This is a genomic window from Xanthomonas theicola (genome assembly GCF_014236795.1).
Lineage (GTDB): Bacteria > Pseudomonadota > Gammaproteobacteria > Xanthomonadales > Xanthomonadaceae > Xanthomonas_A > Xanthomonas_A theicola.
Genome location: NZ_CP049017.1, coordinates 433720 through 453305, shown reverse-complemented (window position 1 = coordinate 453305; position 19586 = coordinate 433720). Strand labels below are relative to the sequence as shown.

Genomic DNA, 19586 nt, shown 5'->3' with positions numbered 1-19586 from the left:
CCGATTATAGAGGCCCGACCGCTATCATGAGCGTTCGTTGCAAGGGAAATCAGTATGTTCAACCAAAACTTCGGCATCGTCCTGGTGGTCGCGCTGGCCGCCGGCCTGGGCTTGCTGCTGGCCCAGAAGCACGTCGGCGGCGGCGCTTCGGCGTGGCCGGACACCCGTACCGTGCGCCTATACCCGCAACCGCGCGCCCTGCCCGACTTCCACCTGCGCCAGTCCGACAGCACGCCGCTGGTCCCCGGCGAGCTGAAAGGCCACTGGACGCTGGTGTTCCTGGGTTTCACCGCATGCCCGGACGTCTGCCCGACCACCCTGGCCGAGCTGGCCCGGGCGCAGCGGCAATGGGCATCGATCCCCGACGCGCTGCGCCCGCGGGTGCTGTTCATCTCGGTCGATCCCGAGCGCGACACGCCGTCGCGGCTGGGCGCCTACGCCCACGGCTTCCACCAGGACACCCTCGCCGCCACCGCCGACGTGCCGGAGCTGGAACGCTTCGCCACTGCGCTGGGCTTCGTGTTCCAGAAGGTGCCCGGCAAGCATTTCCAAGAAAACCCCAAGGACTACAGCATGGACCACTCCGCCGCGATCGCGGTGCTCGACCCGCAAGGCCGCCAGGCCGGGCTGATCCGTCCGCCGTTCGAGCCGGCGGCGATCGCCGCCGACCTGCAGGCGCTGACCGAGGCGACCGCGCCATGAGCCTGCTGACCACGCTGACCTACGTCTTGCCGCACCGGCTGCTGTCCTCGCTGGCGCGGCGCCTGGCCTACTCGTCGCGGCCGGGGCTGAAGCAATGGCTGATCGACACCGTGATGCGCCGCTTCGGGGTGGACCTGACCGAGGCCGCCGAGCCCGATCCGCGCGCCTATCCGACCTTCAACGCCTTCTTCACCCGGGCGCTGCGGCCGGGCGCGCGCATCGCCGCTCCCGATCCGCAGGCGCTGCTGATGCCGGCCGACGGCCGCATCAGCCAGCTCGGCCCGATCCAGGACGGCCACATCTTCCAGGCCAAGGGCCAGGCGTTCACCGCCGCCGAGCTGCTCGGCGACGAAGCCGCGGCGGCGCCGTTCGCGAACGGCCTGTACGCCACCGTGTACCTGTCCCCGCGCGACTACCACCGCGTGCACATGCCCTGGACCGGCACCCTGCGCGAGACCGTGCACGTGCCGGGGCGGCTGTTCAGCGTCGGTCCGGACGCGGTGCGCGCCGTGCCGCGGCTGTTCGCGCGCAACGAGCGCCTGGTCTGCCATTTCGACACCGACTTCGGCCCGATGGCCTCGGTGATGGTCGGCGCGCTGCTGGTCTCCGGCGTCGAAACGGTGTGGAGCGGCGTGGAGATCCCGCGCTACGGCGAGCGCCTCACCCGCAAGGACTGGCGCGGCAAGGGCATCGTGCTGGAGCGGTTCGCGGAGATGGCGCGCTTCAACTATGGCTCCACCGTGATCGTGCTGCTGCCGCCAGGCGTAGCGCAGCTGGATCCGGGGCTGGCGGCGGAAACCGCGGTCCGGCTCGGTCAGGCGCTGGCCAGGCGGCTGCAGGGCTGACGCGCGGCGGCGCCACGGACGCACAGGCGCCTTCCTTGTCCTGCGGCGCGGCGCACTTCAACTACGGCTCCACGGTGATCGTGCTGCTGCGGCCAGCCGCGGCGACGCTCGATCCAGGCTGGGCGGCGGAAACGCCGGTCAGGCTCGGTGTAACGCTGGGCACACAGGCGCTCCCTCCAACGTCGCGGGTGTTGGGGCGGCAACAGCGCGCGCCGGCGGCCTTGCACTCCCGGTGCTGCCGTACCCTCACCCCTACCCCTACCCCGACGGGAGAGGGAAATCTTCGCTTTTGATCTGCGGCGCGGCGGGACCATCGCGACGCGTTGCGTGCGCCACACGCCCCCTTCTCCCGGTGGGAGAAGGGCGTACGGCCTACTTGTCGCAGCCGGTCATCTTCAGCGACTGGCCTGGCTTCAATGCATAGCCCGGCGCGCGCAGGCCGTTGGCCTTGGCCAATTGTTTGAGATCGCAGCTGTAGCGGTCGGCGATGCGGCCCAGCGTGTCGCCCTTGGCCACGCGGTAGCTGCGCGCCTGCTTGGGCTTGGGCTTGACCGGCGCCGGGCGCCCGGTGGCGACCGTGGTCGGCACGCCGGCCACCGGGGTCGCGTCGCCCACCGCCACGTTGCCGGTGGGATCGGCCACCGCCGGCGTGCTGCTGCGGATCGCCGCGTTGACGTCGGCGGTGATCAGCGCGCGCGCCAGGTCGGCGCGCGGGCCGCTGACGCAATAGCGGTTGTACAGGCCGACGATCTTGGTGGTGGCGTTGAGGGTGACCCCGGCCGGGATCCAGCCGTCCGGCTCGTAGCGCGGGTTGAGGTTGCGCAGCGCGCGCAGGTAGCCGTCGCGGGTGCCGTCGCTGCCCAGGCAGATGGTCAGCTCGTAGATCGTGGTCGACCTGGCCAGACGCAGCGTGGCCAGCTGCGCGTTGATCTTCGGGAACGCCACGCCGTACTGCTGCGGGTGCAGGAAGATCCAGGCCGCGGCGATCACCATCGGCACGTAGTCCTTGGTCTCGGCCGGGAACTGGTTGTACACCGAGGCCTCCCAGAAACTGCGCCCCTGCATCTGGTTGAACACGCGCGCGGCGCGGCCCTCGCCGCCGTTGTAGCCGGCCAGCGACAACTCGATGCTGCGGTTGAGCTCGGCCATGCGCTCGTTGATGTACACCGCGCTGGCCTCGGCGGCGCTGCGCGCGTCGTAGCGGGTGTCGAAGCCGGTGCCGTCCGGGCCCAGCCCGAAGCGGCGCCCGGTGGCCGGCATGAACTGCATCAGCCCGGCGGCGCCGACCCGCGAATTGGCGTGCACGCGGCCGTTGGACTCCTTGGCGATGATGCCGAACAGCAGCGCTTCCGGCAGCCCGCGCTTCTCCCATTCCGGCCACATGATCGCGCGCAGGTTCTGGTAGTTCTCGTAGCTGGTCATCAGCGACGGACGCATGTCGGTGAGCCAGCGGCGGATGCCGGCCTGCACCGCCGGGTTGTATTCGACCATCGCATCGAAGGCATGGCGCTGGTCGTTGAGCAGGCTCGCCGCGCGCGCGGCTTCCGGCACGTCGGCGGCCAGCGGGCGGATGTGGTCGGGGTCGGCCTGCAGCGGCGCGGCGTCATCGTCGGTCGCATCGGCATCGGCGGCCTCGCCTTGCGCGTCGGCCTTGGCCTTGAGCAGGCGCTTGTACGCGCCCAGGAAGGTGCCGACCTGGCAGCCGCGCTGCTTGATGCAGGCGTCGATGACGTCCTCGATGTCCTCCAGCGCCGCATCGCTTTCCTGGGCGCCCTTGGGGTCGCTGTTGCCGACCAGCACCATCGCGTCGTTGTAGCGTTTCTCGGCCGCGGCCAGGCGCTGGTCGAGTACGTCGATGGCGGCCTTGTCGCGGGCGGAGACGCGCTGGGCGTGGGCGGCAGGCGCGGCGCAGGCCAGCGCCAGGGCAGCCACGACGGGCCATCCATGGGTGAGACGGAACGAAAGAGGCATGATGGGACGCGACGACGGAAAGGCCGCAGGGTAGCCGCCGCTGTCACATCGCGGCAAGGTCGGGCGATCCCCGACACCGCGCCGGCAGAGCATCCGTTCATCGCCTCGTGCGGTCCGACCCCGCCCCGCCGGCGAGCGGGCGCCGGCGCGAACGCCTAGAATCGGCCCACCTCACCGCGGAGCTGTTCATGGACCCGATCCTGCTGGGCAAAGGCGTGACCGACGACGTCGCGGTGCTGCTGCAGCCGCGCCTGGGCAATCGCCACGGGCTGGTCGCCGGGGCCACCGGCACGGGTAAGACCGTGACCCTGATGACCCTGGCCGAAGGCTACTCGCGGATCGGCGTGCCGGTGTTCATGGCCGACGTGAAGGGCGACGTGGCCGGGCTGGCGGTGGCCGGCGACGGCAACGAGAAAGTGCTGCAGCGCGCCAGGGACATCGGCGTGGCCGACTACGCCCCGGCCGCCAACCCGGTGGTGTTCTGGGACCTGTACGGCCAGCTCGGGCACCCGGTGCGCACCACCGTCAGCGAAATGGGGCCGACCCTGCTGGCGCGGATCCTGGAGCTCAACGACACCCAGGCCGGGGTGCTCGACATCGTGTTCAAGCTGGCCGACGACCGCGGCCTGCTGCTGCTCGACCTGGACGACCTGCGCGCCCTGCTCGGCCTGGTGGTGGAGCAGCGCAAGGACGTCTCCACCGCCTACGGCCTGGTCAGCGCGCCGTCGGTGGCGGCGATCCAGCGCGCGCTGCTGCGCCTGGCGCAGGACGGCGGCGAAGGCTTCTTCGGCGAACCGGCGCTGGACCTGGCCGACCTGATGCGGGTCGGCAGCGACGACCGCGGCGTGATCGGCATCCTCGCCGCCGCGCAGCTGGTGCTCAAGCCGCGCCTGTACTCGACCTTCCTGCTGTGGCTGCTGTCGGAGCTGTTCGAGCGGCTGCCGGAAGTGGGCGACCTGGACAAGCCCAAGCTGGTGTTCGTGTTCGACGAGGCGCACCTGTTGTTCGACGACGCGCCGCCGGCGCTGGTGCAGCGCATCGAGCAGGTGGTGCGGCTGATCCGCTCCAAGGGCGTGGGCGTGTACTTCTGCTCGCAGTTCCCCGACGACGTGCCGGACGCCATCCTCGGCCAGCTCGGCAACCGCGTGCAGCACGCGCTGCGCGCCTACACCCCGCGCGACCAGAAGGCGGTGCGCACCGCCGCCGAGACCTTCGTGGCCAATCCCAAGCTGGACGTGGCCAAGGCCATTTCCCAGCTCGGCACCGGCGAGGCGCTGGTGTCGACGCTGCAGGACAAGGGTGTGCCGTCGCCGGTGCAGCAGACCCTGATCGCGCCACCGCGCTGCCGGATGGGCGCGATCTGCGAGGCCGAGCGCGCGCAGGTACGGGCCGGCAGCGTGGTCGGCCACCGCTACGACACCGCGGTCAACCGCGAGTCGGCAGCGGAACTGCTGGCGCGGCGGGTCGAGCAGGTGACGGAGAAGACCACGGCGCCGGCGGCGCGCACGCGCGCGCAGGACGATGCGCAGGACAGCGGCTTCGGCCAGGCGATCAAGGATGCGGTGTTCGGCACCAAGCGCCGCCAGGGCATGCTGGAGGCGATGGCCAAGCAGACCTCGCGCACCGTCGGCAACCGCATCGGCCAGCAGATCGTGCGCGGCATCTTCGGCAGCATCTTCGGCGGCAAGCACTGAGCGTGGCGGACGGCAAAGGCGGGCGCGCGCGCCGGCACGCGCCGCACGAGCACGGCCAACGCATTTCAACGCAGATCGATGCGCCCTTGTAGGAAGAGCCGACAAAAACGCGCTACCCCATCACCCCATGCAGCTTGGCGTACTGCAACAACATGATCGTCTTGCCGTCGGCGATCTCGCCGGACGCGACCATCGCCAGCGCAGTCTCCAGCGGCAGTTCCAACACCTCGATCTCCTCGCCCTCGGCGGCAATGCCGCCGCCCGCGCCGACCTTGTCGCGATCGAAATACTCGCCCACGAAGAAATACAGCCGTTCGGTGACCGAACCCGGGCTCATGAATGCCTCGAACACCTTGCGCACGTTCTCGATCCGGTAGCCGGTTTCCTCTTCGGTCTCCTTGCGGATGCAGGTCTGCGGATCGTGCTGGTCCAGCAGCCCGGCGCAGGCCTCGATGAGCATGCCGTCGGGATTGCCGTTGAGCAGCGTCGGCAAGCGGAACTGGCGGGTCAGCATCACCGTCTGCCTGGCGCGGCTGTAGAGCAGGATGGTGGCGCCGTTGCCGCGGTCGTAGGCCTCGCGCGACAGCGTCTGCCAGCTACCGTCGCTGCGCTGGAAATCGAAGGTGACCTTGCGCAGCACGTACCAGTTGTCGGACAGCACCTCGACCTTGCCGAGACGGACCCGCCGATTGCCTGTGACCGATGGATTCAAGCGACACTCCATGCGATGAGCCGACGCCGACAATCGCAGCGGATCGCCGCCAAGGAGTGTCGTCATTCGCCGTGGAACGGCCATTCTAGAGCACTTTCGATCCAAGTGATGCCACTTGTGGGAGCGACATCAGAGGGTGTTTACAAAATCAAGTCGTTAGCTTGCGAAGCAGGTTGCGGGCCGCGGTGAACCATGTCCATGCTTCGGATACGCACATCGAACGGTCGTGATGCATGATCAGGCGACGGGCGCGCTCATTCCAGGCATGGGAGCGTTCGATCACCCAGCGCTTGGCCAGCACCACCCGTCCCTTGGGCTCGGCCTGCACGGTGAACAGGTCTGGCTGGCGGTCGTCGATCCGCGTCCGACGTTGCGATTGGCAGGATGTCCGACCACCTGTGCCCGGAGCTTGTGGCACGGCGAAAGGGTCTGCGCACAGTGACCGGCATAGCCGCTGTCCACGCATAACGTCTGAATCGTCGGAGACTCGGCCATCGCCCAGGGGCACCAGTTGAAGGTCGCCAGCCACAACCGGATGCGGTTGGCGCGGCAGCACCGGGGCATGGTGCCCGCGCGATCGGGTGAAGCGGCCGAATGGCCGCCTCCCGCCTACATCGACGCCATCCAGCGACCGGCGATGCCCTCAGGCGGTCTGGCAGGACGCGGCAGCGGCGCCTTCGCCGCTCATCTCAATGAAATTATGAGTTGTTCGAGGCTCCCTATGGTAGTCAGCCCGATAGATGGCGTAGAGAATTTTGACAGGCCATGCCGTCCATGGCCATCGACCACCACCCCAAAGGGCGTCGCAGGCCAGCGCCTGCCGTGTCAGGTCCCAGCGATGACGTACCCTGGCGTCATCGCGAGCGGACCAACCGGTACTGGCGAGGATCACCGTAGGTGGGCCCTGCGTCTCGGTGTTGGCGCACAGGCGGCCCTCGCACAGCGTCACGTCGGCAGCGTTGTAGGCGCGCAGAAGCTCGGCGCGTAGTTGGTTGTCGCGTCTGTCCGGGCGGTACTGCATCAGCGGCCAGCCGCCGCCAGCGAGCAACAGCAGCAAGCTCCCCAACGTGACTGCGGCCCCCTTCCACAGCAGAAGGCGCTGCATGCGCTCGACGCGCTTGAGTTGGACAGCCAACGACGGCGCGCCCTCCCTGAGCAAACGGCCCGCGTGCTGTAGCCGCTTTTCAAAGCCGGCGACGGGCTCGTCGATGCCGTTCCGCACCTGCCGGATCAACGCATCGGGAACACGCTGCAGCGTCTCCTGCACCGAACGCGCGGCCGCGCCCGGCAAGGATTGCGCGACTTTTTCGAGGGGCTGTGCGAGTTGCCGTTGTTGCCGCTCCAGCTCGGCGCAGCGCCGCTCGAATTGCTCCATGAGCGTGGCGGCTTGGCTGGCCAGCGCCAGCGTGTCGCGCCGGTTCATCGTGCCTCCTGCATCCGGGCAACGCTCAGCGCGCGCGTGCTGTGTCGCGCCCCATTTCCTGCTGCTGCCTGTCCGCCTGCTGCTGCGCCTGCAAGGCTTGCTGCGCCGCCTGCTGCTGGTCCACCGTCGCGATGGCCTGGGCACGCAGGGCGCGGCCAGGTTCTTCATTGGCCAATGCCTGGGTCATCTGCCGGAACGTGGTGCGGTCGCCGCTCTGCGCCGCCGCCAGCATGCGGTCGAGAAAGGCGGCCGGGTCATCGTGCAAGGAGACGGGCGCTGCCGGCGCCGATTGCAGGCTTTCCCCCGACACGCGCAACGGCACATGCCAGCCCTGGTCCTGCGATGCGGCGCCGTGGGCCTTGGGGTCATGCAGTCGTTGCATGTGTTCGCTCCACGTCGGCACGCCAATGCTGTCACGGCCGGCGCCTGGCGCCAGCGGCCCGCGCAATGCCTCGATGCCGTCTTGCAGCAGCCCGCCCCAGCCGCGCGCCCCGAGCGTCATGCCGAGCCGCAGCGACGCCACGTCGTCGCGGTACCGGGCGATCATCGGCGCATGGTGCTGCGCCAATTGCCGCGCCGCCGGGTCCTCCAGCACCGCGTGGTGCGGCTTGCCCTGCTCGTCCTCCGGCAGCAAGTTGTTCATGCTGTGCGAGGCCATCACCAACCCGCTGGCCGCGCTCAGCGGGTTACGCACGTTCAGTCCACCGTGGTGGTGGTCGTAGCCGGCGCGCTGTAGCGTGGCGATCTCCTGGTGTGTGGCATAGAGGCGCACCTGGCCGTAGTGCTGGCTGGCGGCGCTGACCGGATCGCCCGCCATGACATGGTTGACGAGATCGTGGCCGCCCTCGGAAATGCGCCGGTGCAAGCTGACCGCGCCGTAGGCGTTGAAGGTCTCGCCCTCCAAGTCAAAGTGGTGCGCCGTCACTTGCGCCAGAGTGCCGCCCAGGGAGTGGCCGGCGACGGTGACTTCGGGAACCTTACCGTCTTTGCTGATCTTCTTTGCATACTCCAAGGCATGCTGAGTAAATTCGATGGCGTCAGCCGCCTGCGTGTTGTGACGAGTGGCCACCATGCCGCCATCGGCCAGCAAACCATCGCTTATCAACTCACGCCGGGGCTCGGTGCCACGGTGAGCGACGATCAGTTCGTTCGTATCCAGTCGCTGATAAAGGATGCCTTGATAGCCGGAAGGGCTATCCATGTAGCTGAGGCGTTTGTAAGAGGCTCCACCTATAGCAACGGGTTTACTTTTTTCTCCTGTCTCTGGCGGCTTGTAATAGGCATCAAATGCGAGCGCGGCATATTGTTTACTGGCCATGCTCATGGCGATTCCTTATGGGAAGAAAGAGTGACTTTGAAAATATTATGGCGCGCCGTTTCATTGAAATCATCAACACTTGTCCTGCCACTATCGGGGAAGTCATCCATGTCTACTTTTGGATAGCGACCCTTCCAAAAATAAGTCACTTTTGGCTCGGGGCTATAAATCTCTTTTTTGAACAACGCAGGCTCAAACCGCGTCTCGTCATGCTTGCCTGTCGCTTTCAACGCAATGCCGACGCCAGTCAACTCGAATCGGCACACGCCCTTGCCGTAATAATCCGCATCGACCATGCCATCGGCGTAGATCGTTCCCACATACGTCGTTTCATCGATTTTTTGAAAGTGGATGGGAATAACGTCCTCCTTCTGTTTTGTTGACATCCCTAATAAAGGTTCGTTTATCGGCGTACATTGCACGTGGTTGGTCATGTCATAGAACGCCGTCCCCGATACATGCGCAAACGGCCCCGGCGCATCCTCGATGGTCATGGTGATCCGGTACGCCTGCGTCGGTTGCGGGTTCTTGCGGTAGACCGGATCGCCATCGGCATCGGTCTGCTCGGTCTTGCCAGAAACAGCATTCATCGGATTGCACCCCGCCAACAGGAGAAGGAGAAGACAGCTGAAAACGGTGATTTTCATAGGCCGTGTCACGCCACCAGCGTGCGTTGCGCAGCTTGTTGGGCGGCGGGAATTGCTTCGGCCAACCGCTGGCATGCGTGCCGGATGGTGATGCGATGCATGAGCAGCGCGCCTATCAGGAACACAAACACCATGCCGACTTCAGGCACCCGTATGACGACAGGCAATGCAATCGGAAGCGCCGACGCCGCGATGGCCGGCAACAACATCAGCACCGTCACGCCGGTCACGCTGCGTATCGAGCGGCGCAACTGTTTCGATTGCGCGGTATGCTTGCCGCCGGATTGCAGGTGCTTCCTGACACGTACCGCCTGCGCTGCGAGCCTGGCCAACATGACTGCCACCGCAAAGTGCAGCAACGCGCTCAAGCCAGCTGCCCATTGCGCGAGCACGAGCGCGATGCCGCTTGACATACGGCAGGCCAGGACGGTGATGCAAGCGGTCAGCGAGACCGCCAGAATGACGGCGGTGAGCAAGCTGTAGACACGCTGGATCGCGTGTTCCCAATCCGTCTGTGGCAGCTCGGTTTTCTGCTCCATGATCCTTCTCCTTTGCGCCGTGTTCAGTTAGCGAATCGGACGGTTCGATGTGCGAGACGAACGAGGTTGTGGCGCTGCCCGGGACTGCGGAGCCCCATCGGAAAGCCCCTGTGGGCACACACGGGCATAGAGCAACGCGGAGTAGGAGTTGAAGCAGTAGGGATTGGTGACCGTGTATGTGCCGGTAGCAGGATTTACTGGCGCCCAGCAATCACTGGGAACGCCGATGGTGCAGAAGAGGAAGGGATTGTTGTTGTAGTAAGGGATGAACTCGTAGTAGCCGCCGGATTGCGCTGATGAGGACAACGCTATGCCAGACAACAGGAAGGCGGCGAACAGTCCGCGCTTTTTCATCTCCCATCTCCAAAGTTAGAATCAATACCTTTGTGCTACATGATTCGTCATTACAACGCCTACGCGAATCAGCAGCGTGCTTTTCATTCCCTAAAATCTCTGGAAAATCTGCTCCGTACAATTGGTGTAAACGACCTCGCAACTCATGTCATGGTTATTTTTCTGGCAATTCAATAAGCCATCTCGGCTGGTTTCTTCAGTAGATGGACCATGATAATAAGTGACGATTCCTAGTCCTTCTGTTTTTGGCTGTACAACCGAGACACACTGGTTTTGATAAGAAATAGCAACATGACATTTTTCTGAACTTATGCCATCGCATTTTTTTCGCGCGTCTTGTTCCGCCTCGGATTTTTTCAGTTTTCCTGTTGATACGCCAAGGTTTTCGCCACCATCAGTTGCAACGGCCCCCCACGTTTTTAGCCATTTCCCCAGAGGACGCGGTGGCGGAGCCGGCTGCTCTTGATAATACCCGGGGGGAATAGGAGCACAGGTCGCCATGTTGGAGGGATTGGCCCCTCCAGGAATTAGGCCGGGTGGACAACCCTGCTCTGCCCAAGCGTTCGCACAAAACAACGCCGCCGCCATCGGCAAAATCCAGTATGCCATATGCCTCATTATCACAATCCCTATAACCAACGATCACATTGATGGTCAATCGATCAGGCGTCCCGATCATGTTCCCGCCCCGCTTGTCCACGTGAGCCGGTTGGTAGAGACGATTGCGTTGAATCTGCGCCTGCAATTCTTTTTATCCCCGCTTGGGGCGGAAAGCTATTGCTTGCACCAGTATCTCTGTTTTCTGGCGCCTGCGGTGGCACATACGACCCCGGCGGCTGACCCTGCGGCCCTGGGCTCGATGCCGCACCGCCGCCAAAGGCCGAGAAGTGCATGAAGTTCCCCAGGTTGGCCTGCCACACCGTAGCACCAATCGTCGGCACCGTGATAATCAACAGCGTCATTACAACAGGAAGACTGCGAACAGTCCGCGATTTTTCATCTCTTATCTTCAAAGCTATAGTCAATACTTCTCAAAAATTTGCTCTGAGCAGGCTTTGTAAATAACTTTACATTCATTTCTTGGATTATCTTTTTCGCATGCTGATTTTGCAGCAGCAGCAGCCTCTTCCACTTTAGCATCTCCAACAATGTGTACATATCCGAGCAAGTTTGGCTTGCCATCAATCTGAGGCTCTCCTACGGCAACACATTGATTGAAGTAGGACAAACCAATCTTACAATCTTTCTCTCCGTGCTTTGAACAACGTGCCATTGCATCTCTTTCCGCGTCCTCTTTTGTTAGCTTTCCTTTCGATACACCGTAATTACGTTCCAGTCCCAGTGAGCCGATGGAAACCGAACCCCAAGTCCGAATCCATTTCCCCAAGGGGCGTGGTGCGGGAGCAGGCTGTTCTTGGTAATAGCCAGGAGGAATGGGAGCACAGGTCGCCATGTTGTAGGGATTACTCCCCCCAGGAATCATGCCAGGCGGACAACCTCGCTCTGCCCGAGCGTTCTCAGAAAGCACGCACAGAAAAATGCACAGCAATCTCAGTAGGTTCATGAAGATAGACCTCATCATCCTTGATGTTAGCTAATATTGCTATCTTTAGAGCCAGCTAAGCCACGTGTCCCTGGAGGTTGTGTACTTGCACCTTGCCCTCCCATTTTTGCTGTATGCGCATCAACACCAATGGCACCGCTGGTCGTCTTATTATCATTACTTGGTTGTTGTTGCGGCACATACGACCCCGGCGGCTGCCCCTGCGGCCCTGGGCTCGATGCCGCACCGCCGCCAAAGGCCGAGAAGTGCATGAAGTTCCCCAGGTTGGCCTGCCACACCGTAGCGCCAATCGTCGGCACCGTGATAATCAACAGGGTCATCAGCAGGCCGATGCCGCCCTGCTGCAACGCCTGCGAATTCAACCCTTCCGGGCTTGCCAGCGGCACGAACTTCACCAGCCAGAAGGCGGCCGCGGCCTTCGCCGTGAATTTCAGCACCATGCCCGAGACCACGGACAACAGCGACATCGAGAACAGCGTCCCGATGATGTAGAACAGCCAACGCTTGAAAAGATCCCTGGTCTGGTCGAAGGCCAGGAACAGAATGAAGATCGGTCCGATCCCGACCAGGAACGCCATGGTGAACTTGAACAGCAACAGCATCGCCCCGGCCACCATCGGCGGACTGGCCGTGCCCACTCCCGCCAGCAGGACGGCGCGTGCTTTCATCGCGATCGCCTCCGGATCGCTCGAGGTTACTCGCACCGCATCCAATGCGCTGAGTGCCAGTTGGGTGTAGGCCAGGTTCTGGTCGATCGCATCGGCCGAACCGGCATCGCGCTCTCCCGTGAACAGTTCGTGGATTTCCTTGTCCAGGTTGTCGGTCATGGCCGTGTGCAGCGAGACGCCGCTTATCCCCACCGTCGTGGCCAAGGTCACAATGAACACGATCCTGGCCGCCTTGGCGACGACTACCATCGCGTTCTCACGGGATTGGCCCGTCGCGATCCGGTACCCCACCAGCAGTACCCACAGCTGTGGTCACCGTCAGCGCGATCGCACTGACCCATTTCATCGCGCGCTGTGTCAACGCCAGGCCGAACTTGGCGATTTCGTTGCTGAAATAATCGTTGATCAACCGGAAGAAGATGAAATCGCCGATGTTCGTGTCCGCCAAGGGCTGCACCCAATGCAGCGTTGCGTGAAAGAGTCCGTCCATTGCCGCCTGCCTGTTTCAAGGTGAAGCGGAGAAGTGCTTGGGGGCTGTCAATTGGACAGAGCGGCCTTGAGGGCCACTGTCTGCACGATCTGCCCGAGCAAGTTGCCCTTGTTGCCCTCGAGGGCGCGCCGGGCCAGGCGCGACTGGTCGTCCTTGAGCGCGACGATGTAGGTGTCGTAGGCTTGCATCTGCGCCTGCCAGTAGTTCAGATCCATGGTGTTCTGCGTGGCGAAGCGCCGGACTTCGTTGTCGTTGGCGGCCAGCGCGCCTTGGCTGGTCCCCACGTTGTCGCGCTGCTTCTCCACCACGGTCTTGAACTGGTTGTTGCGATCGATCAGCCGTTTGAGCATCCGCACCGTTTCGTTGTATTGGGCGTTCTGCGCCATCACGATGCGCGCGCAGACCTTCAACTGCTCCTCGTTCAGTTTGCCCTGCATGTCGGGCGCGAGGGACTTGAATTGTTGCAGCAGCCCGGAGAGGCCGCTGGCGTTGGCGCCAGGACAACTGTCCTCCAGGCCATAGCCCTGTGGGCGTTCGGCGAAATTGTCGGCCATCGGGGATTGGCCAAGGTTCAAGCGCTGCAGTTTGATGAGTTGCTGCTGGTAATGCTGGAGTTGCTGCTGGTACTGCTTGGCTGTTTCGGCCCAGCGCTTCGCCTGCTCGGCGTATTCTTGAACTGCTTTGCCCATCGACGCCGGGTCGTTGACGAGCCACACGGCATTGGCGTTGCCGGCGAACAGCCCACCGGCGAGCAGCAGGCCGGCGGCAAGGCGTGCAAGTGCAGTGCAGGGGCGGCGTGAGGGCACGATCATGGCAGGTCTCGTCAGTCTTGGTCCGTGCAGAAGGACGGGGGTATAACAGGACGGGGCCAGGCAGGCGAGAGGGCTTGCCGGACGCAGGAGACGCAGGCGCGGGTGACATGGAGGCACTATTAGAAGCGAAAACCTTTGGTGGTCTTCGTTGGGACCAGGACAAGTCGGCAATCCGCATGAGCTGCGGCAACGTCTCGGGTTTTGCGTCTGCTGCGGCCATTGGTCTTATGTCCAGTGAGGCAGGCCGATGAGACTCTGGCACAGACACCGGCGATTTTCCAGTGCCCTGTCGTAGGGCTGACAGCGTGGGCGTGCCGTCGCGCGGCGTAACGGTCCCAGCCCCGGTCGATGTTTCGCCAGGGGTAGGGAAATTCTGACGCCAGATCGCGGCAATGCACTCACTGTGCGCTGCCGTGGTCCGCCATGGCCGGCTCGGCCGGCTATTTGTCGACCGACGATCGGTCCGGATCGCGTACCGTGGCAGCCGCCTGAGCCGCAGGCGAGCACCCTACAGGGCATAGGGACACGGTGATGCGTTACCTTCAATTAACGGTGATGGTGGCAGGACGGGTGGCGGCGGGAATCTCTGGCCGCGCGAGGGCGTGCTGTCCGGATATCGGGCACACCCCTAGCGCAAGCACGGGGCTCGGGGCCAGGCAACCGGATGCGGCAAATCTATCGGCGGTCGCGACGCTGCACGTATATGCCTTCACGCGCGATGGCATCCGCTACTTGCAGATCAACGATGCGACCGGCGACGTGCGGACCGCCATCGGATGGATCGACGGTACGCGGTGGGTCATGCCGATCGGGAGCGACGCCGATCGCACGACCATCTTGCCCGCAGGGTCCCGAGCCGATGGCACCACTGTCTACAATGGAGACGGCATCACGGTGCTGCTACAAACACTCCCCCAGGGGCGCACCTGGCTCGTCGTACCGAAACAGTGAGCGTGTCCCAACTGGCTCGGACAAGAGGAAGCTGATTTTGCGCGCATGGTGGCGCCGGTAGGCGCCGCCATGCGATTGGACGCGGCTGGCAAATTCCGCCTCGGCCTCCGTGGCGGTCCGGCTGGGGGGCTGGATGCGGATTGTTCCGGCGCAGATGGATACGGCGACACCCTGGTGCCGGCGCGTTTTCCCGATACGCGCCCTGATCGTATGTCGCGTGGCGGGCGGCAGACAGGTGACCACCCGAAGGGCGCAGCGATAGGCCGCAAGTTGAAGCCCCACGGATAAATCCATCGGCATTCCACGCAGGGCAGACTCAACTTCCAAGTGCAACACCCAACTGAGGTTAGGGTGTCGCGATGGGAAAACAGTACCGTCATTTGAGTCCAGAGGAGCGCGCGGTGCTGCAGGTCGAGCGTGATCAGGGAACGAGCTTGCGCGCCGTCGGTGGGCGCCTTGGGCGCAGCCCTTCGACGCTGAGCCGCGAGGTTCGGCGACTGGCCGCTCCGGTGTCCTCGGCAAACGCCGCGGCAGCGGGGTATCGGCTGCGACGGCAACGCAGCGTCAAACCGCGCCGTTTGATCGACGCAACTGCCTTGAGCAGCACCAGCAGCAGCGTGACCAGCGGAAAATTCTCCCGCGACAGCGGCTTGTGCAACGGCAGGATCAGCATCGAACGACGTCCGTGTGGATGGCCGCGCCAGCTTCGGCCATCGCCTGCGCGTGCGCGTGCGCGTGCGCAAGGCTGATGCACGCGCTAGCATCGTGCCCCGCTCCACCGCAGTGCAGTACCGACCCCGATGAGCCGCTGGCGCCCCCCTGCCGAGAAGAGCACCGCCCTGATCACCGCCGAAGGCCATGCCCGGCTCAAGGCGGAGCTGGACGAGCTATGGCGCGTGCGCCGGCCGGAGGTGGTCAAGGCGCTGGCCGCGGCGGCGGCCGAGGGCGACCGTTCGGAGAACGCCGAATACACCTACCGCAAGAAGCAGCTGGGCGAGATCGACCGCCGCGTGCGCTACCTGAGCAAGCGCCTGGAGGCGCTGCGGGTGATCGACACCGCCCCGTCCGACCCGCAGGCGGTGTTCTTCGGCGCGCTGGTCGAACTGGAGGACGCCGACAGCGGCGAGCTGCTGCGCTACCGCATCGTCGGCCCCGACGAGACCGATGCCGGCCGCGGCTGGATCAGCATCGATTCGCCGCTGGCGCGGGCGCTGCTGAAGAAACGCATCGACGACGAGATCGAGGCACGGCTGCCCGGCGGCCGCCGCAGCTTCGTGGTGGTGTCGGTGCACTACGCGATGCAGTGAGCGCGCGGCCGTGCCGCACGCGTGGCCGGCGCGACCGGCGCCGCCGCGCCGCGCACGCGCTTAACAGGCGGGCATGGATAATCGGCGCCTCTCTCCTCGCCACGGGAACGCACCATGGGTCACTGGACCACGCTCGATACCGCTCACGGTCAGGTTTGTGCCTGGCGCGCCCTGCCGCAGGGCGCGCCGCGCGGCGGCCTGGTGGTCATCCAGGAGATCTTCGGAGTCAATGCCTATATCCGCGAGGTCGCCGACTTCTACGCGGCGCAGGGCTACGAAGTGCTCGCCCCCGGCCTGTTCGACCCGGTGCAGAAGGACACGCAACTGGACTACGACCAGGACGGCGTGCGCAAGGGCCTGGAACTGGTCGGCGAACTCGGCTTCGACCGCGCGCTGGACATCGTGCAGGCCGCAGCGCAAGTGCTGGCGCCGGCCGGCAAGGTCGGCACCGTCGGCTACTGCTGGGGCGGCAGCGTTGCGCTGCTGGCGGCGCTGCGGCTGGGACTGCCGTCGGTGAGCTACTACGGCGGGCGCAACACCCAGTTCCTCGGCGAGACGCCGAAGGCGCCGGTGCTGTTCCATTTCGGCGCGCAGGACGGCAGCATTCCGCCAGAGGCGGTGCAGCAGCATCGCGAGAAGCTGCCGCAGATGCAGACCTACGTGTATCCGGCCGGACACGGCTTCGACCGCCATGTCGACCCGAACCACTACGACGCCGACAGTTCCGACAGCGCGCGCCAACGCAGCCTCGCGTTCCTCGCCGAACATCTGCGCTGAGCCGTGCCGATGGGCGATTTCGAACTCGATCCGCGGTTGCAGGCCGACAGCGCGTTCGTCGCCGACGGCCCGCTGTCGCAGGTACGGCTGCTGGACGACGCGCGCTTTCCGTGGCTGCTGCTGGTGCCGCGGGTCGCCGGCGCCAGCGAGTGGATCGACCTGGACGGCGCCCAACAGCGCCTGCTGCTGGCCGAGATCAACCAGCTCTCGCAGTTGCTGCGCCGCGAACCGGGCGTGCAGAAACTCAATCTCGGCGCACTGGGCAACAACGTGCCGCAATTGCACGTGCATGTGATCGGGCGCCACGAAGGCGACGCGGCCTGGCCCGGGCCGGCATGGGGCAGCGGCCCGGCGCAGCGGCTGCCGGCCGATGCGCTGCAGACCCGTGTCGTGGCGTGGCGGCAACGGCTACGATAGGCGCCCTTTGTAGCGGAAGCCGTGTCTCCATGAAATCCAATGTGATCGCCGCCATCGTGCTGATCGTGATCGGCCTGGTGTTCCTGGCCAACAACCTGGGCTGGACCAACCTCAGCCTGGGCCGGCTGATCGCCACCTGGTGGCCGGCGATCCTGGTCGCGGTCGGCGTCGGCATGCTGTTCGGCCGCGGCAAATAGCCGGACCGGTGCCGGCCGTCGGCGCGCGGCGGCCGCACCGTGCCTCGCCCACGCCTGCGCCGGGCAGGCTCAGGTCCTGGGCAGGGTCACGCCGGTCTGGCCCTGGTACTTGCCGCCGCGGTCCCTGTAGCTGGTCTCGCACATCTCGTCGGACTCGAAGAACAGCATCTGCGCCACGCCCTCGTTGGCGTAGATGCGCGCCGGCAGCGGCGTGGTATTGCTGAATTCCAGGGTGACGTGGCCCTCCCATTCCGGCTCCAGCGGGGTCACGTTGACGATGATGCCGCAGCGCGCATAGGTGCTCTTGCCCAGGCACACCACCAGGGTGCTGCGCGGGATGCGGAAATACTCCACCGTGCGCGCCAGGGCGAAGCTGTTGGGCGGGATGATGCACACGTCCGACTCGATGTCGACGAAGCTGCCGCTGTCGAAATGCTTGGGATCGACGATGGTCGAGTTGATGTTGGTGAACACCTTGAACTCGCGCGAGCAGCGCACGTCGTAGCCGTAGCTGGAGGTGCCGTAGCTGACGATGCGCTCGCCGTTGGCCTGCTTCACCTGACCCGGCTCGTAGGGCTCGATCATGCCGTGCTGCTCGGCCATGCGGCGGATCCAGCGGTCGCTCTTGATGCTCATTGCGTATTCCTGATGCCTGTGGCGGCAGGCCGGAACCCGCCCGCCGGAAGCGCGGCCGACCCCGGAGCGGGCCGCAGTGACCACGATTCTAGCCGGTCGCGGATCGTTCGCGGCGGCGCTCAGCGCAGCGAGGCGGCAATCGGGATCGACGCGCGCGGCCGCTTGCGCAGTTCCTCGGCCAGGCGCTGCGCGGTCGCCAGATAGGCCTGCGCGGCGGCCGAGTCCGGCGCCGCCGCCACGATCGGGGTGCCGGCGTCGCCCTGCTCGCGGATCGCGATCGCCAGCGGCAGCGAACCGAGCAGCGGCACTCCGTACTGCTGCGCCATGCGCTGGCCGCCGCCCTCGCCGAACAGATGCTCGACGTGGCCGCACCGGGAACAGATATGCACCGCCATGTTCTCGACGATGCCCAGCACCGGCACCTCGACCTTCTCGAACATCTTCAGCGCCTTCTTCGCATCCAGCGTGGCGATGTCCTGCGGCGTGGTGACGATCACCGCGCCGGCGACCGGGATCTTCTGCGCCAGGGTCAGCTGGATGTCGCCGGTGCCCGGCGGCAGATCGATCAGCAGATAGTCCAGGTCGTCCCACAGCGTATCGGTGAACAACTGGGTGAGCGCCGAGGTCGCCATCGGCCCGCGCCAGATCATCGGCGTGTCCTGGTCCACCAGCAGCCCGATCGACATCGCCTCGATGCCGAACGCGCGCATCGGCTCGATCGACTTGTCGTCGGGACTGTCCGGGCGTCCGCTCAGGCCGAGCATGGCCGGCACGCTGGGACCGTAGACATCGGCATCCAGCACCCCGACCCGTGCGCCCTGGCGCTGCAGCGCCAGCGCCAGGTTCACCGCGGTGGTGGATTTGCCCACCCCGCCCTTGCCGGAGCCGATGGCGATGACGTTGCGGATCCGCGGCGGCGGCGCGAGGTTGGGCTGCACGGCGTGGGCGGGAATGCGGGGGCGGTCGGTCATCGGAAGAGCTCGCGGGGGAACGACGCCGCACGCGGGCGCACGGCAGACAAGCAGACCGGCGGCGAGCACCGGCAATGGCGCCACCGCGGGTCGACGCGGGGCATGACTATACAAGGACAGCGCGCGGGCCATGCGCCCGTGCGGGCGGCGCTTCGGCGCAACTGGCTCCGCATGCCCCGATCACGACCGTGGCCGGGGGACGCAGGACTTCCTGCCGGCAGACGCCGATGCGAGACCGGCACGCTTCCTCCGGCCTTGACCACGGCAGCACGCCAGTCGGCTTGGCAAGGCCCATTCCCCATTATGGCGAAACTCCAACACTAAACTGGTGCGGCACCAGAGCACCGACCGGACGGCTCACCAATCGCCCCACTCTCCGTCTCATCCCACTTCCCGCCGAGAAGCCATCGACCTCCACAAACATCTATTCATCTACATGACCAATTAAAGGTTCCGAATTGGTGCAAAGCAGCGTCCCCGGCACCTGCGCTGGCGCGCAACACCACGATGCGTGGGCGTTTGCCGGCCGATCGCGATAGATCCACGACCTAGACGAAAATGATGACAGCGTCGCGCAAAATTCGTTAATCC

The 19586-nt window shown here is 65.2% G+C and carries 21 protein-coding genes and 3 pseudogenes; 9 read left to right on the top strand and 15 right to left on the bottom strand.

Features of this window, described 5'->3' with window-relative positions; all coding sequences use genetic code 11:
• The first annotated feature begins 54 nt into the window (after window positions 1–54).
• Together G4Q83_RS01995 and asd are read left to right on the top strand one after the other, a co-directional pair.
• Window positions 55–702: an SCO family protein gene (locus G4Q83_RS01995; protein ID WP_128418872.1), complete on the top strand. Its 648-nt coding sequence runs from the start codon at window positions 55–57 to the stop codon at window positions 700–702.
• Window positions 699–1547 (top strand): archaetidylserine decarboxylase, encoded by an 849-nt coding sequence (asd, locus tag G4Q83_RS01990; protein ID WP_128418871.1) that lies wholly within the window; start codon window positions 699–701, stop codon window positions 1545–1547. The genes G4Q83_RS01995 and asd overlap by 4 nt, the downstream gene beginning before the upstream one ends.
• Window positions 1548–1919: 372 nt before the next feature.
• Here asd and G4Q83_RS01985 read toward each other — a convergent pair whose 3' ends face one another.
• The gene (locus tag G4Q83_RS01985; protein ID WP_128418870.1) at window positions 1920–3518 is read right to left on the bottom strand and encodes a transglycosylase SLT domain-containing protein; all 1599 of its coding nucleotides are present in this window, start codon (window positions 3516–3518) and stop codon (window positions 1920–1922) included.
• Between the two features lie 188 nt (window positions 3519–3706).
• On the opposite strand from G4Q83_RS01985, the gene G4Q83_RS01980 reads away from it, so the two are divergent.
• Window positions 3707–5212 carry a helicase HerA-like domain-containing protein gene (locus G4Q83_RS01980; protein WP_128418869.1) on the top strand — a complete coding sequence of 502 codons (1506 nt, stop codon included), beginning with the start codon at window positions 3707–3709 and terminating at the stop codon, window positions 5210–5212.
• A 112-nt stretch (window positions 5213–5324) separates the two neighbouring features.
• Here G4Q83_RS01980 and nudK read toward each other — a convergent pair whose 3' ends face one another.
• From nudK to G4Q83_RS01925, 11 genes and pseudogenes are all read right to left on the bottom strand, one after another.
• On the bottom strand, window positions 5325–5924 hold the full coding sequence (gene nudK / locus G4Q83_RS01975) for a GDP-mannose pyrophosphatase NudK (protein ID WP_128418868.1): 600 nt from the start codon (window positions 5922–5924) through the stop codon (window positions 5325–5327).
• A gap of 148 nt (window positions 5925–6072) precedes the next feature.
• Complete coding sequence (locus G4Q83_RS01970) at window positions 6073–6252, bottom strand: transposase (RefSeq protein ID WP_128418867.1); 180 nt, start codon at window positions 6250–6252, stop codon at window positions 6073–6075.
• 526 nt (window positions 6253–6778) lie between these two features.
• Window positions 6779–7347 (bottom strand): annotated as a pseudogene (locus G4Q83_RS01965) (relaxation protein).
• Between the two features lie 25 nt (window positions 7348–7372).
• Complete coding sequence (locus G4Q83_RS01960) at window positions 7373–8671, bottom strand: Tle-like phospholipase domain-containing protein (protein ID WP_128418866.1); 1299 nt, start codon at window positions 8669–8671, stop codon at window positions 7373–7375.
• Window positions 8668–9312 (bottom strand): hypothetical protein, encoded by a 645-nt coding sequence (locus tag G4Q83_RS01955; protein ID WP_128418865.1) that lies wholly within the window; start codon window positions 9310–9312, stop codon window positions 8668–8670. Before G4Q83_RS01955 ends, G4Q83_RS01960 begins: the two co-directional genes overlap by 4 nt.
• Window positions 9313–9320: 8 nt before the next feature.
• A complete protein-coding gene (locus G4Q83_RS01950) occupies window positions 9321–9851 on the bottom strand; it encodes a hypothetical protein (protein WP_128418864.1) in 531 nt (176 codons plus the stop codon).
• Between the two features lie 27 nt (window positions 9852–9878).
• Window positions 9879–10205, bottom strand: a complete 327-nt coding sequence (locus tag G4Q83_RS01945; RefSeq protein WP_128418863.1) for a hypothetical protein — start codon at window positions 10203–10205, stop codon at window positions 9879–9881.
• Window positions 10206–10295: 90 nt separating this feature from the next.
• Window positions 10296–10823 carry a DUF4189 domain-containing protein gene (locus tag G4Q83_RS01940; protein ID WP_128418862.1) on the bottom strand — a complete coding sequence of 176 codons (528 nt, stop codon included), beginning with the start codon at window positions 10821–10823 and terminating at the stop codon, window positions 10296–10298.
• A gap of 403 nt (window positions 10824–11226) precedes the next feature.
• Entirely contained in the window at window positions 11227–11769 is a 543-nt protein-coding gene (locus G4Q83_RS01935; RefSeq protein WP_128418861.1) for a DUF4189 domain-containing protein, read from the bottom strand.
• A 26-nt stretch (window positions 11770–11795) separates the two neighbouring features.
• Window positions 11796–12927 (bottom strand): annotated as a pseudogene (locus tag G4Q83_RS01930) (TrbL/VirB6 family protein).
• 47 nt (window positions 12928–12974) lie between these two features.
• Window positions 12975–13616, bottom strand: coding sequence for a hypothetical protein (locus tag G4Q83_RS01925; protein WP_128418894.1), 642 nt, complete (start codon window positions 13614–13616; stop codon window positions 12975–12977).
• A gap of 654 nt (window positions 13617–14270) precedes the next feature.
• Here G4Q83_RS01925 and G4Q83_RS01920 point away from each other — a divergent pair.
• Both G4Q83_RS01920 and G4Q83_RS24380 read left to right on the top strand, forming a co-directional pair.
• Window positions 14271–14690, top strand: coding sequence for a hypothetical protein (locus tag G4Q83_RS01920; protein WP_128418860.1), 420 nt, complete (start codon window positions 14271–14273; stop codon window positions 14688–14690).
• 359 nt (window positions 14691–15049) lie between these two features.
• Window positions 15050–15127: pseudogene (locus tag G4Q83_RS24380) on the top strand (hypothetical protein); the annotation flags it as partial.
• Here the strand turns inward: G4Q83_RS24380 and G4Q83_RS22855 are convergent.
• Window positions 15112–15363 (bottom strand): hypothetical protein, encoded by a 252-nt coding sequence (locus tag G4Q83_RS22855; protein WP_246432245.1) that lies wholly within the window; start codon window positions 15361–15363, stop codon window positions 15112–15114. The pseudogene G4Q83_RS24380 and the gene G4Q83_RS22855 overlap by 16 nt on opposite strands.
• 127 nt (window positions 15364–15490) lie before the next feature.
• Here G4Q83_RS22855 and greB point away from each other — a divergent pair, with 127 nt between their 5' ends.
• The 4 genes from greB to G4Q83_RS01895 all read left to right on the top strand — a co-directional run bounded on the left by greB (window position 15491) and on the right by G4Q83_RS01895 (window position 17388).
• Window positions 15491–15997, top strand: coding sequence for a transcription elongation factor GreB (gene greB / locus G4Q83_RS01910; RefSeq protein WP_128418859.1), 507 nt, complete (start codon window positions 15491–15493; stop codon window positions 15995–15997).
• 114 nt (window positions 15998–16111) lie between these two features.
• Window positions 16112–16774, top strand: coding sequence for a dienelactone hydrolase family protein (locus tag G4Q83_RS01905; protein ID WP_128418858.1), 663 nt, complete (start codon window positions 16112–16114; stop codon window positions 16772–16774).
• 9 nt (window positions 16775–16783) lie between these two features.
• Window positions 16784–17191, top strand: coding sequence for an HIT family protein (locus G4Q83_RS01900; RefSeq protein WP_128418857.1), 408 nt, complete (start codon window positions 16784–16786; stop codon window positions 17189–17191).
• A gap of 29 nt (window positions 17192–17220) precedes the next feature.
• Window positions 17221–17388: a LiaI-LiaF-like domain-containing protein gene (locus G4Q83_RS01895; RefSeq protein ID WP_003467495.1), complete on the top strand. Its 168-nt coding sequence runs from the start codon at window positions 17221–17223 to the stop codon at window positions 17386–17388.
• Between the two features lie 69 nt (window positions 17389–17457).
• Here the strand turns inward: G4Q83_RS01895 and dcd are convergent, their stop codons facing one another.
• Together dcd and apbC are read right to left on the bottom strand one after the other, a co-directional pair.
• Complete coding sequence (gene dcd / locus G4Q83_RS01890) at window positions 17458–18024, bottom strand: dCTP deaminase (protein WP_128418856.1); 567 nt, start codon at window positions 18022–18024, stop codon at window positions 17458–17460.
• A 119-nt stretch (window positions 18025–18143) separates the two neighbouring features.
• Window positions 18144–18995: an iron-sulfur cluster carrier protein ApbC gene (gene apbC / locus G4Q83_RS01885; protein ID WP_128418855.1), complete on the bottom strand. Its 852-nt coding sequence runs from the start codon at window positions 18993–18995 to the stop codon at window positions 18144–18146.
• Window positions 18996–19586 lie beyond the last annotated feature (591 nt).

Coding starts and splice junctions, on each gene's coding strand:
- G4Q83_RS01955 (WP_128418865.1), bottom strand. CDS start 9,312: ATGAAAATCACCGTTTTCAGCTGTCTTCTCCTTCTCCTGTTGGCGGGG.
- G4Q83_RS01935 (WP_128418861.1), bottom strand. CDS start 11,769: ATGAACCTACTGAGATTGCTGTGCATTTTTCTGTGCGTGCTTTCTGAG.
- G4Q83_RS01940 (WP_128418862.1), bottom strand. CDS start 10,823: ATGAGGCATATGGCATACTGGATTTTGCCGATGGCGGCGGCGTTGTTT.
- G4Q83_RS01995 (WP_128418872.1), top strand. CDS start 55: ATGTTCAACCAAAACTTCGGCATCGTCCTGGTGGTCGCGCTGGCCGCC.
- dcd (WP_128418856.1), bottom strand. CDS start 18,024: ATGAGCATCAAGAGCGACCGCTGGATCCGCCGCATGGCCGAGCAGCAC.
- G4Q83_RS01960 (WP_128418866.1), bottom strand. CDS start 8,671: ATGAGCATGGCCAGTAAACAATATGCCGCGCTCGCATTTGATGCCTAT.
- greB (WP_128418859.1), top strand. CDS start 15,491: ATGAGCCGCTGGCGCCCCCCTGCCGAGAAGAGCACCGCCCTGATCACC.
- G4Q83_RS01905 (WP_128418858.1), top strand. CDS start 16,112: ATGGGTCACTGGACCACGCTCGATACCGCTCACGGTCAGGTTTGTGCC.
- asd (WP_128418871.1), top strand. CDS start 699: ATGAGCCTGCTGACCACGCTGACCTACGTCTTGCCGCACCGGCTGCTG.
- G4Q83_RS01950 (WP_128418864.1), bottom strand. CDS start 9,851: ATGGAGCAGAAAACCGAGCTGCCACAGACGGATTGGGAACACGCGATC.
- G4Q83_RS01980 (WP_128418869.1), top strand. CDS start 3,707: ATGGACCCGATCCTGCTGGGCAAAGGCGTGACCGACGACGTCGCGGTG.
- G4Q83_RS22855 (WP_246432245.1), bottom strand. CDS start 15,363: ATGCTGATCCTGCCGTTGCACAAGCCGCTGTCGCGGGAGAATTTTCCG.
- G4Q83_RS01895 (WP_003467495.1), top strand. CDS start 17,221: ATGAAATCCAATGTGATCGCCGCCATCGTGCTGATCGTGATCGGCCTG.
- G4Q83_RS01945 (WP_128418863.1), bottom strand. CDS start 10,205: ATGAAAAAGCGCGGACTGTTCGCCGCCTTCCTGTTGTCTGGCATAGCG.
- apbC (WP_128418855.1), bottom strand. CDS start 18,995: ATGACCGACCGCCCCCGCATTCCCGCCCACGCCGTGCAGCCCAACCTC.
- G4Q83_RS01920 (WP_128418860.1), top strand. CDS start 14,271: ATGCGTTACCTTCAATTAACGGTGATGGTGGCAGGACGGGTGGCGGCG.
- G4Q83_RS01925 (WP_128418894.1), bottom strand. CDS start 13,616: ATGGGCAAAGCAGTTCAAGAATACGCCGAGCAGGCGAAGCGCTGGGCC.
- G4Q83_RS01900 (WP_128418857.1), top strand. CDS start 16,784: ATGGGCGATTTCGAACTCGATCCGCGGTTGCAGGCCGACAGCGCGTTC.
- G4Q83_RS01985 (WP_128418870.1), bottom strand. CDS start 3,518: ATGCCTCTTTCGTTCCGTCTCACCCATGGATGGCCCGTCGTGGCTGCC.